The 14,214-nt window shown below is 57.8% G+C and carries 10 protein-coding genes; 7 read left to right on the forward strand and 3 right to left on the reverse strand.

Going from position 1 to position 14,214, the window contains the following annotated elements; all coding sequences use genetic code 11:
• Nucleotides 1–159 precede the first annotated feature (159 nt).
• Complete coding sequence (locus DSCA_RS22215) at nucleotides 160–996, forward strand: sulfide/dihydroorotate dehydrogenase-like FAD/NAD-binding protein (RefSeq protein ID WP_155318526.1); 837 nt, start codon at nucleotides 160–162, stop codon at nucleotides 994–996.
• 102 nt (nucleotides 997–1,098) lie between these two features.
• Nucleotides 1,099–2,511 (forward strand): NADPH-dependent glutamate synthase, encoded by a 1,413-nt coding sequence (gene gltA, locus DSCA_RS22220; RefSeq protein ID WP_155318527.1) that lies wholly within the window; start codon nucleotides 1,099–1,101, stop codon nucleotides 2,509–2,511.
• 199 nt (nucleotides 2,512–2,710) lie between these two features.
• On the opposite strand, the gene DSCA_RS22225 is transcribed toward gltA, so the two are convergent.
• On the reverse strand, nucleotides 2,711–3,049 hold the full coding sequence (locus tag DSCA_RS22225) for a hypothetical protein (RefSeq protein WP_155318528.1): 339 nt from the start codon (nucleotides 3,047–3,049) through the stop codon (nucleotides 2,711–2,713).
• Between the two features lie 346 nt (nucleotides 3,050–3,395).
• Here DSCA_RS22225 and DSCA_RS22230 point away from each other — a divergent pair, with 346 nt between their 5' ends.
• Nucleotides 3,396–4,073, forward strand: a complete 678-nt coding sequence (locus DSCA_RS22230; RefSeq protein WP_155318529.1) for a zinc ribbon domain-containing protein — start codon at nucleotides 3,396–3,398, stop codon at nucleotides 4,071–4,073.
• Between the two features lie 234 nt (nucleotides 4,074–4,307).
• Complete coding sequence (locus DSCA_RS22235) at nucleotides 4,308–4,829, forward strand: hypothetical protein (RefSeq protein ID WP_155318530.1); 522 nt, start codon at nucleotides 4,308–4,310, stop codon at nucleotides 4,827–4,829.
• Between the two features lie 13 nt (nucleotides 4,830–4,842).
• On the opposite strand, the gene DSCA_RS22240 is transcribed toward DSCA_RS22235, so the two are convergent.
• Nucleotides 4,843–5,382: a type I restriction enzyme HsdR N-terminal domain-containing protein gene (locus DSCA_RS22240; RefSeq protein ID WP_155318531.1), complete on the reverse strand. Its 540-nt coding sequence runs from the start codon at nucleotides 5,380–5,382 to the stop codon at nucleotides 4,843–4,845.
• A gap of 64 nt (nucleotides 5,383–5,446) precedes the next feature.
• Entirely contained in the window at nucleotides 5,447–6,307 is an 861-nt protein-coding gene (locus DSCA_RS22245) for a DMT family transporter (RefSeq protein WP_155318532.1), read from the reverse strand.
• A gap of 586 nt (nucleotides 6,308–6,893) precedes the next feature.
• Between DSCA_RS22245 and DSCA_RS22250 the strand changes: the two genes are divergently transcribed.
• The 3 genes from DSCA_RS22250 to DSCA_RS22260 are packed head-to-tail and all read left to right on the forward strand — an operon-like array spanning nucleotide 6,894 to nucleotide 14,195.
• The gene (locus DSCA_RS22250) at nucleotides 6,894–8,456 is read left to right on the forward strand and encodes a sodium:proton antiporter (protein ID WP_155318533.1); all 1,563 of its coding nucleotides are present in this window, start codon (nucleotides 6,894–6,896) and stop codon (nucleotides 8,454–8,456) included.
• Between the two features lie 16 nt (nucleotides 8,457–8,472).
• On the forward strand, nucleotides 8,473–9,360 hold the full coding sequence (locus tag DSCA_RS22255; protein ID WP_155318534.1) for a universal stress protein: 888 nt from the start codon (nucleotides 8,473–8,475) through the stop codon (nucleotides 9,358–9,360).
• Between the two features lie 35 nt (nucleotides 9,361–9,395).
• Entirely contained in the window at nucleotides 9,396–14,195 is a 4,800-nt protein-coding gene (locus DSCA_RS22260) for a PAS domain S-box protein (RefSeq protein ID WP_155318535.1), read from the forward strand.
• Nucleotides 14,196–14,214 lie beyond the last annotated feature (19 nt).

Consider the following 14,214-nt stretch of genomic DNA (forward strand, 5'->3'; position numbering starts at 1 on the left):
GGTGATTCAAAAATTACCATACAGAATATTTACTGGGTTTGTGTTTTGAGCTTGATTTCAAAATTCGGGTGTGTATATTAGCCAGATTCAGCATATTAATAAAGGATATGTTTTGCGGCAGAACGGCTGCAACGAAAACATTAGACGTGGAGGACGCACATGTTCAAGATCGTAAAGCGGGAGGAGATGGCCGAAGGGACCGTGATATTAAATGAGATCGAGGCCCCTTTAATCGCAAAGAAAGCAAAGCCCGGACAATTCGTGATTCTGAAGGCCAACGAAGATGGAGAGCGTATCCCGCTGACCATGGCCGATACGGATCCGGACAAGGGCACCATTACCATTATCTATATGGTCGTGGGAAAATCGACAGCCCTGTTCAAGACCCTCCAGGAAGGGGATGCATTTCAGGATGTCATCGGGCCTCTGGGAAAGCCCACCCACCTGGAAAAGGTGGGCAAGGTGGTGTGTGTGGGCGGCGGTACCGGTGTGGCCGTATTGCATCCCATCACCCGCGCCCTGAAGCAGACCGGCAACGATGTCACCTGCATCATCGGTGCGCGGACCAAGGACCTGCTGATTCTCGAATCGCAGATGAAGGCGGCATCCCATGACCTCAAGGTCTGCACGGACGACGGGACCTACGGACATCACGGGTTTGTCACCGATGTCCTCAAAGAGGCGCTGGAGGGGGGAGACGTCCGGTTGGTGGTGGCCATCGGGCCGGTGCCCATGATGCGCGCCGTGGCCAATCTAACCCGGCCTTACGGGGTTCAAACCCTGGTGAGCCTGAATCCCATCATGATCGACGGCACCGGCATGTGTGGGGGATGCCGCGTTACCGTCGGTGGTGAAACCAAATTTGCCTGCGTGGACGGTCCGGAATTTGACGGCCACCAGGTCAACTTCGATGAGTTGATGCTGCGCCTTCAGGCCTATTGTGAAGAAGAGAAAGCGTGCTACGAGGAGTTTTGCACCCTTCAGGATGCGACCTGACCAGTCGGCGGACATGACCAGTTGAAAAAAGATACCACCCGATGCGGTGGGCGACCGGTATACCGACCGGCGCCATAGAATTGTCGAGATGGAGGGATTGAGATGACGGAAAAAGAGAAGAAAAAGGGCAAAGCGCCCCGTGTGGCGATGCCCGAACAGAAACCGGAGATCAGAAAACGCAATTTCGAAGAAGTGCCGACGGGGTACACCGTGGCCATGGCTCAGGAAGAGGCGGCCCGCTGCCTTCAATGTAAAAAGCCCGGATGTGTGGAAGGCTGTCCGGTGAGTGTGGACATCCCCGGGTTTATCAACCTGATCGCCAAGGGTGACTTCACCGGCGCCATTCGCCACGTGTGGACCAAAAACGCTCTTCCGGCCGTATGCGGCCGGGTGTGCCCTCAGGAAATCCAGTGTGAAGGCAAGTGCATCGTGGGCAAGCGGGGCGAACCCGTGGCCATCGGCAACCTGGAACGGTTTGTGGCCGACTGGGAACGGGAAAGCGGCACCGGCGCCCTGCCTCCCCAGGCACCTGCCAACGGCAAGAAGGTAGCCGTGGTGGGCTCCGGTCCCTCCGGCCTCACCGTGGCCGGTGACCTGATTCAAAAAGGATATGAAGTCACCGTTCTGGAGGCGTTTCACAAGCCCGGCGGCGTCCTGGTGTACGGCATCCCCGAATTCCGTCTGCCCAAGGCCATCGTGGCCCAGGAAGTCAATTTCCTGGAACGCCTCGGGGTCAAGGTCGAGGTGAATTCCGTGGTGGGACGCACCGTCAGCCTGGACGAATTGTTCGAAGAGGGATACCAGGCCGTCTACCTGGGCGTGGGAGCCGGTCTGCCCCGGTTCATGAACCTGCCCGGCGAAAACCTTATCGGCATCCTTTCGGCCAATGAATACCTCACCCGGGCCAATCTGATGAAGGCCTACCGTTATCCGGACGTGGACACCCCGATTCCCAAGGGCAAGAATGTGGTGGTCCTGGGTGCCGGCAACGTGGCCATGGATTCGGCCCGCACCGCCATGCGCCTTGGGGCCGACAGCGTCAAGATCGTCTATCGCCGATCCCGGGATGAAATGCCCGCCAGGGGGGCGGAGATTCATCATGCCGAGGAAGAGGGCATCGAATTTTTCCTGCTTACCAATCCCACCCGGTTCAAGGGCGACGACAAGGGGCGCCTCACGGGCATGGAATGCCTGAAAATGGAGCTTGGCGAACCCGATGATTCCGGCCGGCGTCGCCCCATCGCCATCGAGGGCTCCGAATTTCACATGGATACCGATCTGGTCATCGTGGCCGTGGGCTCCGGTGCCAACCCCCTGTTGACCCAGTCCACACCGGACATGGCATTGAACCAGTGGGGCTACATCGTGGCGGATCCGGAAACGGGAAAAACCACCAAAAAAGGGGTATGGGCCGGCGGCGACATCGTTACCGGCGCTGCCACCGTTATCCTGGCCATGGGTGCCGGGCGCAAGGCGGCCGACTCCATCGACCAATACCTGTCCTGGGGGTGGTAAATCTGCTGCAGCTGTTCAGCTTTGACGCCGGCGGGGAAGCGACTCCCCCGCCGGCGGATCGCTTTTGCTGCCACTGACCCTATCCCTCTTGCCGGCGTGCCCATCGGTGCGTGGGTGCACGCCTCTCTCCCTTGAACTGCGAAAGCCGATCCCACGATGGAATCGGCTTTTGTCTGTGTGTTGTCGGATCCGCCGTGACTCAGGTAAAGAGGTCAACCGCCTTTTGGATGGCCTGGTTGGTAATGGCGGTGTGGGTCTGCGCCAGCTGCTCGGAGGCCTGCCGGGCGATTCGGGCGGCTTCATCTTCAGAAAGCGCCGCCGCTCTCCCAACGCCGCCGGCCGCCCGGGTGCCCGCCGGCCCGGAAACGGTTGACTCGGCAGGACCGGACAGGCTGACCCGGTAATCCGGATTCTTTTCGGCCTGAGATGCCTGCCGGTCCGGCGCTTCGTCTCTTTCCCGATTGACCCTGCTGATTTTCTGGGTGCGCCCGGGGCCCTGAATCCCCTTGCCCATTGGATCACTAGTATTGATTTCCATTGTGCCCCTCCTTTTAACGCATGCCCGATGGCATCTCCAGTACCTGACTTTCCGTACGATTTGAACTGGTTGACGATCGTCCGCCGGTATGGTCGGAAGAATTGTAAACTGCCCGATGTATATATCGGCGGCCGGCAGGGCAACTTTAATCTTTTTTTATTTTTCTTTAACGGCTGATCAATGCGTTTCTGCTGGCGCCGCCGGGGCGCCGCGCGTTCCACGAGATGACATGCCACTTCGGTTGACAATGTCCAACCACGCCTTAATTTAACCGCTGGCTGCAGGGTGCCGGACTATATCAACTCCCCGAATTCGATCTTTCGACAACCACCATGGAGGCATGTAAATGGCTTTTGAAACCAAAGAAGAAGTGCTCGAGAAAATTATGGCTATGGAAAAGCCCGCCTGCCCTCACTGCAATGCGCCGATGAGCATCTGGGAGGTGCCTTCAATCAACGTCGGCGACGGCTTGGGGTGGGGAACGCCCTACCTGTTCATGTGTTTTAACGACGAATGTCCCCTTTACACCCAGGGATGGGACAGCATGATGGAAAACTATGCCCATCATGCCTCTTACCGCTGCATGAACTACCCGGGCACCGACCAGTTTGAATTGATGCCCGTTTTCAGCCCGGTCGGGGCAACCGGCCAGGTGATCGACGACCAGGTGATTGCCGAGGAAGAGGTTCTCAAGCAGAACATCAAAAAAGGATTCTCGATACTGGCAGACTGCTACGTTAACCAGGATGGCGTGTCGATTCTGAGGTTGCTCATGGATTCGGCCGAACCGGTGCGGGTTCGCATGAAAGCGGCCGAGATGATAGGTGATATCGGCGAGCTTGAGGCCATCGAGCCCATCCGCAACCTAAAATTCGGCAACCCGCGCCTGCAGGAGCAGGTGGACAGTGCGGTCCAGAACATTCACAAACGCTTCTTCACCCGCGAATGCCCTTTTTGCGCGGAAATAATAAAAAAGCGGGCCAAAGTCTGCAAGCATTGCGGCAAGGATGTGGCCGGCCAGTAGACCCCATGCCGCCCCACCTGACCCGGTGCGCCGTTTCCAACGCCCTCGAGGGACGCGGCGCAGTTCTTGCGCTTCCCCGTTTTCCCCGCTACAATACCTCTATGATCCCCTGCCAGCCTGACAGGATGTCGAAAATCATTGTGCTCGGCGTGTTTTCAACATGATGTGAAACCGTTTCGCCGGTCCCATAGGATGCCTGAAAACGATCACCATTTGAATTCTATGCTGTCCGCCATGGATCAGATTACGGCGGACATGGAGGATTATCATCCCAAGGCCCTGCTGCTGTTCGGCTCCCTTGCACGCTACCTTGCCGGTGACCCGGGTGACCACCCCCCCAACGATGTCGATCTGCTGGTGGTGACCAACAACACGCCGTTTCTGGTGATGAAAACAGATTACGGATGCGCGGTCGAGTTGCACAGCTTTACGGTGCAACGGATCGTCGGCATTGCCAGGAGCCTGCGCTATGACAGCCGACCGGCTGCGCTTTCCAAGTTATACGGGCGGGTGCTGGCCAGGGAGCATGCCATCGATATCATTGCCGCTGCGATGATGTTGGGACCCGGCTACGGTGATTTCGGCATCGAACAGATCGAGGTCAACGGCATCGGCGACACCCGGGATTATTCGATTCATCGCGTGCTGATGGGCGATTCATGGTGGGGGCGCCTGTGTCGCTACGCTACGGAGCGTCGCGGCCCTTGGATGCGATTTACCGACAAGATGGCGCGCAATTATGATTTTGACGGGTGAGTTCCGCTGGAGATCAACTGCTCCGGCCGCGCACGTTGACGTTCATGGAATCGTAAGAACGGAATACCAGCCGCTCCCTGGGCAGTCGGTCGGGTGCGATCGGCGGCAGCGGCTCCGCCCGGGCCAGGCCGATCGCTTCGGTGCGATCGGGAATGGCCGCCAGGCCCGATGCTTTTTGCTTTCCGGTGGCCACATCCAGAACCGTTGCGTCGGAGCCATCGGATACCACCGCCAGCGGTAGCGGAGTCGTGCCATAAAGCCGCGCCGCCGAAACGATTTCCCGCTCCCTCGACCCCAGTGACCCGGCGGCGCATTTAACGGCAATCAAAGGCCTGCCGTCGATCTGCACAATCAGGTCCACCGTGGATCGGTACACCTCACCGTCGATATCCACATCAATCGGGGCATCCACCGTCACATCTTCACGCCGGTAGCCTTTTTTTTCAATCAGATAGCGTTCCACCTGCTGGCGATTGGCTTCGGGCCCCACATGGGGTACCGCTTGTCCGGTAATAAAATCGACAATGACGTCTGCATCGGTGTTTTTTTTCATCGGATACTCCCCAGGGCATTGATGGCTTCAATCGGTTGCTGCATTTCACAATCGCCGGCCATTGTCAAACGGTCGTCCGTCGGGACATGGCCGCGATGGTGGTGATCAGGATCACCGTCCCTCCGGCAAGGGTGGGGGGCGACGGTGTTTCGTCCAGCAGCAAATAGGCAAAAACAATCCCATAAACCGGCTCCAGGCAGGCGATTACGGATGCCAGCTGGGCGCGGATAAAGGTGAGCCCGCGAATGAACAGGGCGTGGGACAGGGCCGTGCAGACCACACCCAAAAAGGCCAGCATCGCCCATTGGCCGGCTCCCAGGTGCCCATGGAACCCTGCCAGCATCGGCATCAGCAGCAGGAAAGCAAATCCATTCTGGTAGAAGGCGATAACGACCGGGGGATGTTCCCGGACCCATTTCCGGTTCAACAGGGAAAGGATTGCAAAGGTGAATCCGGAGAGGATCCCCCAGGCGACCCCGGAAAAAATCTGTCCGCCGAAAGGGGACGGGTAGACCATGATGCACACCCCCACCATGACCAGCAGTGCCGTGATCCCGTCGAATGCCCGACGTTTTTCTTTAAACCACCAGGGCTCGATACAGGTGATGAATACCGGAAAGGTGGAAAATGCCAGCAGGCCCACGGCGACGGTGGAGACCTGAATGGCCAGGAAAAAAAATATCCAGTGTACTGCCAAAAGGGCTCCCAGCAGGGCGAAGAGCAAAATAGTTTTGGCGTCCCGGGGCATTTTCCCGGGTCCGGCGACAACCATCACCATGCCCAAGGCTGCCGTGGCGAAACCGGTGCGGCCCAGGACGATGGTCCACGCGGGAAGGTCCAGGTATTTGCCAAACAGTCCGGCAAGGCCGAAAAGCAGCACAGCCGCATGGGTTTCGAGAAGTCCGGTGGTGTTGATGTTTTTCAAGTTGATTCTTTTCTGGAAAGAAGGGACACCATGCGGCTTGTACACCGAACCCAGCCGGCGATCAATGGTTTAATGGCGTTCCCGGATATGCTCCTGCGCTAGTGAGATCAAGAAGAACGCATGCCCGGCCAGCGGCTTGGCCGGGCTGACGAGGAGATCATGCAGCCTGGTTCCGGCCGGCTTTTCGCCGGTGGCCGGTGTCGGGGATATCCTCACCGGCCGAACCGGTTGACAAAAAAACGGGAACCGTAGTATGAAATACCCACATTTCATTTCATATCTAATGGTTAGGCAATGTCGCCGAGATGGTGTCAGCCCCGGTTCTCCGTTGGTTTAAACGGTCAGCCGGAGTGATGCAGATACAGAACAACGCAGGTGACAGACATCAGAATGAACAGGTGGGAATCGCCTTCACCCGAGCACGGCGCCTCCCGTGGAAGACCGGCAGAACTGAACGATCGATTCACCGGCTGGCTGACCATGCCCGATTGATTCCTATCGGTTCAGCCAGCGACTTCCATCATTTCATCGACACGGGTCAATCGATGGATTGGCCCTGTTTCACAACGGGGAGGCCAGACAGCCCATGAGCATACTCTGCAGACGCCTGATCCTTCTCCTGTATTGGTCCGTCGTCCTATTTTTTGCCGCTTCCATTCAAGGGCCTGCGTCGTGGGCAGCCGATCCGCAGCAGACGTCGACCGGCCATCATGAAATTCAGCCTCACGCCGCCGCGAACGCCAAAGGGGACCATCTTGAGGAAGCGGGGCACCGCGATGCTCAGCAGGGGGGGCACCACGGTCATGAGGAACTGGGACCCGTTCTGCCGCTGTGGAGCTGCATCCCTTTCGCCTGCATGCTGCTTTCCATTGCCCTGTTCCCTCTGCTGGCACCGGAATTCTGGCACCATCATTTCGGCAAGGTCTCCGCATTCTGGGCGGTGGTGATGGCCGGACCGTTTCTTTATGCCTACGAGGGCACCGCCCTGTATGAAATCATCCATATTCTTCTTGCCGACTACGTGCCTTTTATCATTCTGCTCTGGTCGCTGTATACCGTATCCGGCGGCATCCTTTTGAAGGGATCGCTTCGGGGCACACCGGTGGTCAACGTGGTCATCCTGACGCTGGGGACCCTGCTGGCTTCGTGGATGGGAACCACAGGGGCGGCCATGTTGCTGATCCGTCCCTTTCTACGGGCCAACGATTTTCGAAAAAATCGTACATTCATGGTGGTTTTTTTTATTTTTCTGGTCGCCAATGTGGGCGGTTCCCTGACCCCGCTGGGAGACCCGCCGCTTTTTCTGGGGTTTTTGCATGGCGTCTCCTTTTTCTGGACGTTTAACATTCTTCCCCACATGCTCCTGGTGGCCGGAATTCTGCTGGTGGTCTATTTTTTCCTGGATCTTTACCATTTCAGGAAGGAAACCGGGCGCGTCCCGGCGGAGGAGGCGGAGAAGACGCCGCTGCGGCTGGAGGGGATCCATAATTTCATCTTTCTGGCCGGCATCATCGGCGCCGTATTGATGAGCGGCATGGCAGACTGGGGGCAGGTCAATGTGATGGGGGTTCACCGCGGTCTCCAGGACTGGGTCCGGGATGGATTGCTGGTTGCCATGGGGGTCCTTTCCATGGCCACCACCCGTGTGGAAATCCGGGAAGACAATGACTTCACCTGGTTTCCCATCATCGAGGTGGCTTACCTGTTCGTGGGGATCTTCATCACCATGATTCCCTGCCTGCTGATCCTCAAAGCAGGTGCCAACGGCCAGCTGGCCTTTTTGATCAATGCCGTCAAGGCCCCGGTCCACTATTTCTGGGTGACCGGCGCCCTCTCCGGTTTTCTGGACAATGCGCCCACCTATCTGACCTTTTTCAATACGGCCCTGGGCAGCCACTATCCGGGGATGGCCGAATCCCAGGCGGTTCCGTTGCTGATGACGGAAAACGCCCTATACCTGAAGGCCATCTCCGCCGGAGCGGTTTTTTTCGGTGCCTGCAGCTATATCGGCAATGCCCCCAACTTCATGGTTCGCTCCATTTCTGAGGAGGCCGGGACGCCCATGCCCAGTTTTTTCGGTTATATCCTGAAATATACCGTTGTTTTTCTGTTGCCGACGTTTGCGGTGGTAACCCTTATTTTCTTTTAGGGACGGGAGATCGACCATGCGATTCGAAACCCTGCTTTTTCACACCCGGTTCAGGGAGCTGGCCTTCAACTCCCTGAAGACCGTTCTCGAATTGAAAGCGGCCGGACTCAAAAAAGTCGTCCTGGCCCACGTGATTCCGCGGGAGGATGTGGCTTTCGTGCCATATGGCGGAATGTTGAAGGAAGACCTGAAACGCATGCGCGAGGAGGCACGAATCAAATTCGAGGACTGGATCCGGACCATCGACGACCCGCAATTGGAATTTCACCAGCGTGTCGTGGTCGGGGCCACCAATGCCCAGATTCTGGACATGGCCAAGGCGGAACGGGCCGACCTGATCATTGTGGGGCGCAAGAAACGATCGACCCTTGAAAAGATATATGTGGGCACCCACGTGCTCGACATCCTGCGCCGCAGCAATGTTCCGGTGCTCATGGGCAAATACATGGTGCCGTACCAATGGCAGGGAGAGTCCCAGATGCGCACCAACGAAGGAATCTGGAAACGCCCGCTGCTGGCATCGGACTGGTCGGAACCTTCCCGGCGGGCCCTCGGCGCAACACTGGCGTTGAAGGGGCTGGTGGAAAAAATTATCGTCATCCATGTACTGGGTGCCCGACGCGTGAAGAATCTGGAGCCGCCGGCAGTCAAACGCCTTGAGGACGAAAGTGACAGGCGCCTCCAATCCTATTGCCGTCAGATTGAGGACGCCGGCATTCAGGGTGAACCCCATCTGGCCATGGGCCGCACGGTTGAAGAGATCCTCCGGATGTCCAGGGACTATGGTGCCACCATGATCGTTTTGGGTCGAACCGGAAAAGACTGGTTCCGTGAGTATTGGCTGGGGGGCGTTTCCCATCGGATCGCCGAGTTGAGTGAGCTGCCGGTATTATTAATTCCTTGAAATAAAAAAAGAAAAGTGTTTCGACCAAGGTTTCCATGATCCGTAAAGTTGAAAATGCCAAAATTGCCATCGTCGGCGGAGGCCGGTTCTGCGACAAACTGCTCCGGCACCTGCTGGGTGATGGTTTCAAGGGCCGGCATCCGGAGGTTCTGGGCGTCGCCGACCTCAACGATCAAGCAGTGGGTATGAACTATGCCCGGTCTCTGGGTATCCACACGTGCAGTGACTACCGTGAAATTTGTCGGCTGGAAGGACTGGAGACCATCATCGAGGTCACATGGGATCTCGACCTGGCCCACATCATATCACAGGCCAAGCCGGCGGCGGTCGAGCTGATCGACCACCAGGATTCCCGGTTTTTGTGGGACCTGCTGCAGCTGGAAACCATCCGGCAGGAGGCCCTGGATTCCCTCGGCACCGAAACGGTTACCGTCGAGACCGTCAAGGATAGAATTCATCAATGCTTTCGAAAAGCCGCGGATATCGTGATGCAGCGCAACCGCCGGTTCAAGCAGATCGAAACGGAACTCTACGAAAAGGAGAAATCCCTTTCCCAGATTATCCAGGGCAGCACCATTCCCACCTTTGTCATCAACCGCGACCATGTGGTGACCCACTGGAACCATGCCGCAGAAGTTCTTACCGGCTACCGTGCCAACGATATGGTCGGCACCCGGGATCACTGGAAACCTTTCCGGAAAAAAGAACGGCCGATCATGGCCGACGTGATTCTTGACCAGCTGGAAACCGGCGAAATCAACCACTACTATGGCTCCAAATGGCAGCCGTCCACGCTGGTGGACGGGGGCTATGAGGCCGAGGAGTTTTTCGGGCATTTAGGCGACGGCGGCCGGTGGCTTTTTTTTACGGCCGCGCCCATCAAGGCGTCGGACGGTACCATCATCGGCGCCATCGAAACGCTCTGGGACAATACCGAAAACCGGCTGGCCGAAGTTGAACGCCGCAATTATACCCGCCGGATCGAAGAGAGTGAAAGAACGCTTTCCCAGATTATCCAGGGCAGCACCATTCCCACCTTTGTGCTCAACCGGGATCACGTGATCACGCACTGGAACCATGCCCTGGAGCGGCTGACCGGCTTCCCCGCAGCCAGGATGGTGGGTACCCGGCACCAGTGGGAACCCTTTTGGGAGAGCGAACGGCCCACCATGGCCGACGTGATCATGGAAGAGCACAGTGAAGCCGAGCTTGGCGGGCTTTATGGCGAGTATTGGCGAAAATCGACCCTCGTCGAAGACGCCTACGAGGCCGAGGTTTTTTTTCCCAAGCTGGGCAAAGCGGGGCGATGGTGCTGGTTTACGGCAACACCCTTGAAAACATCGGATGGCACTGTCGTCGGGGCCATCGAGACATTTTGGGATACCACGGAAAACAAGCGGGCGGAAACGGAAAGCCGCCGGTATGTCAAGGAACTGGAGGAGACCGAGCAGGCCCTTTCCCAGATCATTCAGGGAAGCACGACACCCACGTTCGTCATCAACCGGAACCACATCGTGACCCATTGGAACCACGCTCTGGAACAGCTCACCGGCTATGCCGCCAACGAAATCGTGGGAACCAGCCACCACTGGAAACCGTTCCGAAAAAAAGCGCGCCCCATTATGGCCGACGTGATTCTCGACCAGCTGGAGACCGGTGAAATCAGCCAGTATTACGGGGCCAGATGGCGACCGTCAACCCTGGTCGAAGGGGCCTATGAGGCCGAAGAGTTTTTCGAACATTTAGGGGATAACGGCCGATGGCTGATCTTTACCGCCGCTCCCATAAAGTCCTCGGACGGCACCGTGGTGGGTGCCATCGAAACACTGTGGGACACCACGGACAAAAAACGGATCGAGGCCGAACGCCGCCGGGATCTCATCCGGATCGAAGAGAGCGAGAACCGGCTCACCCAGATTATCCAGGGCAGCACCATTCCCACCTTCATCCTCAATGAGGAGCACGTTATCACCAACTGGAATCATGCCTTGGAAAGGTTGAGCGGCTTCTCGTCCATGAAGATGGTGGGCACCCGCCACCAGTGGGTTCCCTTCTGGGACAAAGAACGGCCCACCATGGCCGACGTCATTCTGGACCAGCGCAGCGAACCGGAACTCTGGGAGCTTTACGGCGGCAAGTGGAAAAAATCGGACTTGATCGACGGTGCCTACGAGGCGGAAGTTTTTTTTCCCAAACTGGGACAGGGGGGCAAGTGGCTCTTTTTTACCGCCGCACCGATCCGGGCCACCGACGGCAGTGTTATCGGCGCCATAGAGACCTTCTGGGACACCACGGAGAAAAAAGAGGCCGAGGCCCAGCGAAGGCGGTATACCCGAGAGGTAGAAGAGAGCCGGCGGGCATTGTCCCAGATCATTCAAGGCAGCACCATTCCCACTTTCGTTCTCAACCAGGATCATGTGGTTACCCATTGGAACCGGGCCGTGGAACAGCTGACCGGGTACCCGGCATCCCAGATGGTCGGCACCAACCACCAGTGGGCCCCTTTCTGGGACAGTGAGCGGTCTACCATGGCCGATGTGATCCTCGACCAGAAGAGCGACCAGGATGTCTGGGAGCTTTACGGCGGCAAATGGAAAAAATCGGACTTGATCGACGGTGCCTACGAAGCGGAGGTCTTTTTCCCAAAACTGGGCAATGGGGGCAAGTGGTGCTGGTTTACCGCGGCCCCCATCAAGGCTGCCGACGGCACCGTGGTGGGAGCCATCGAAACCCTGTGGGACACCACGGACAAAAAAAGGGCCGAATCAGACCGCCGGCAATACACCCGCAAACTGGAGGAGAACCAGCGTACCCTCTCCCAGATCATCCAGGGCAGCACCATTCCGACCTTCGTATTAAACCGGGACCATACGATTACGCACTGGAACCAGGCCCTGGAGAACCTTACCGGCCATCCCTCGTCAGAGATGGTGGGAACCAACCGCCAGTGGGCGCCCTTCTGGAACAGCGAGCGCCCGGCCATGGCCGACCTCATTCTGGACCAGAAGAGCGACCAGGAGATGTGGGACCTGTATGGCGGCAAGTGGAAAAAATCGGCCCTTATCGACGGTGGGTACGAGGCCGAGGTCTTTTTCCCCAGACTGGGCGCCGGCGGCAGATGGTGCTGGTTCACCGCGGCCCCCATCAAGGCGGCCGACGGCACCGTGGTGGGGGCCATCGAAACCCTCCTGGACACCACGGCGGCCAAACAGGCCGAGGATGAGCAGCGCCGGCGCAACCTGGAACTGACCACCTTGTGTTCCATCTACACCGCCCTCAACGCGCCGTTGACCCTGCAAAAGCGCATCGAAGGCGCCGTGTTGGAAATCCGTGATTTCATGAAGGCGGAAAGTGTCTGTCTGTACATGGCTGAAGCGGGGGGGCGGTTCGACCTGCGCTATTTCAACACCTGTTATGCGGATCCGGGATACGGCCAGGCCGGGCCCGAATCGGAAGGGGAAATTATCCGCAAGGTGTCCCGTACCGACAAGCCCGTCATCTATAACGCGGGGGACCACCGGGGGCGTTTTTCGAATGAGGCGGAAATGGAAGGGGCCACCTTCGCCTATATTCCCATCAGCGCCAAGGAGACCAAGGGGCTCGGTGTCATGCGCATCGAAAGGGAGACCGAACGGTTCTCTTCGGAGGAACTGCACCTGCTGGACCTGATGGGCAACCGCATCGGGGCCACCATTGAAAATGCACTCCTGCACGAGGAGATCACCCGAAAATCCAATTTCCAGGCCAAACTGATCAAAAGCGCCAACGACGGGATCATCGCCACGGACGATGACTGGAACACGATCATCTTCAACCCGGCTGCCGAGCGAATTTTCGGATACTCCGCCGATGATGTGGTGCCGAACAAAGATGCCAGGGATTTTTTGCCGCAATGGGTGCAGGAGACGCTTGCCCGGACGGGGCTTGGTGCGGATGTCGATGAACGCTCGCCCTGGGCGGAAACCGAAATCAAGGCCAGTACCGGCGAGTCGATCCCGGTCAGATTCTCCGGGTCGGTCCTGCGGGAAAAGAGAAAAATGATGGGCACCGTGGCTTTTTTTCAGGACCTGCGTGAGATCAAGCGGCTGGAGCGGGATCTGGTGAACAGCGAGCGATTGGCGGCTGTCGGCCAGACCGTTGCCGGCATGGCCCACTGCATCAAAAATATCCTGCATGGTTTCAAGGGCGGCAGCTATCTGGTTGATGTCGGGCTGTCCCGGGACAACACCGAAAAATTGAAAAACGGCTGGGAGATGATTCAGCGCAACATCACCCGGACCTCAGACCTGGTGATGGACCTGCTCTCCTATTCCAAGGAGCGGGAGCCCGAGTACGAGCGCTGCAATCCCAATGATATCGCCGACGATGTCTGTGAGTTGCTCAACACCGTTGCCCTGGATAACGATGTGGCGCTCGTTAAACAGTTTTCCGATGAAATGAAACCGTTTTACATGGACCCGCGCACCGCCCACCGCTGTTTGATGAATCTGGTGACAAATGCCATCGATGCGTGTATCTTTGATCCCGGTGTCGATAAAGCTCACCGGGTGTCGGTGGTCACCGGCATTGAAGCGGACGGTGACCTTCGCTTCGAGGTGAAAGACAACGGGTGCGGCATGACCGAGGAGGTCCGGTCCAAGCTTTTTTCATCTTTTTTCAGTACCAAGGGGGTGAAGGGGACCGGGCTCGGGTTGCTGGTGACGGCCAAATTGGTGGAAGAGCACAAGGGGACCATCGATGTCGTCTCCACGGAAGGCGAGGGGACCGCGTTCATCCTGAGGTTTCCCGCCCAGTTGCCGGACGCGCTCAGCCTGGCCCAAACGACCGGCCCATGATGGGTTTCAATATCGGGGT

This window comes from Desulfosarcina alkanivorans (assembly GCF_009688945.1).
Lineage (GTDB): Bacteria > Desulfobacterota > Desulfobacteria > Desulfobacterales > Desulfosarcinaceae > Desulfosarcina > Desulfosarcina alkanivorans.

Excerpts from the sequence above, each read along its gene's own strand:
- DSCA_RS22215 (WP_155318526.1), top strand. The coding sequence starts at position 160 with ATGTTCAAGATCGTAAAGCGGGAGGAGATGGCCGAAGGGACCGTGATA.
- DSCA_RS22260 (WP_155318535.1), top strand. The coding sequence starts at position 9,396 with ATGATCCGTAAAGTTGAAAATGCCAAAATTGCCATCGTCGGCGGAGGC.
- DSCA_RS22250 (WP_155318533.1), top strand. The coding sequence starts at position 6,894 with ATGAGCATACTCTGCAGACGCCTGATCCTTCTCCTGTATTGGTCCGTC.
- gltA (WP_155318527.1), top strand. The coding sequence starts at position 1,099 with ATGACGGAAAAAGAGAAGAAAAAGGGCAAAGCGCCCCGTGTGGCGATG.
- DSCA_RS22225 (WP_155318528.1), bottom strand. The coding sequence starts at position 3,049 with ATGGAAATCAATACTAGTGATCCAATGGGCAAGGGGATTCAGGGCCCC.
- DSCA_RS22255 (WP_155318534.1), top strand. The coding sequence starts at position 8,473 with ATGCGATTCGAAACCCTGCTTTTTCACACCCGGTTCAGGGAGCTGGCC.
- DSCA_RS22230 (WP_155318529.1), top strand. The coding sequence starts at position 3,396 with ATGGCTTTTGAAACCAAAGAAGAAGTGCTCGAGAAAATTATGGCTATG.
- DSCA_RS22240 (WP_155318531.1), bottom strand. The coding sequence starts at position 5,382 with ATGAAAAAAAACACCGATGCAGACGTCATTGTCGATTTTATTACCGGA.
- DSCA_RS22235 (WP_155318530.1), top strand. The coding sequence starts at position 4,308 with ATGGATCAGATTACGGCGGACATGGAGGATTATCATCCCAAGGCCCTG.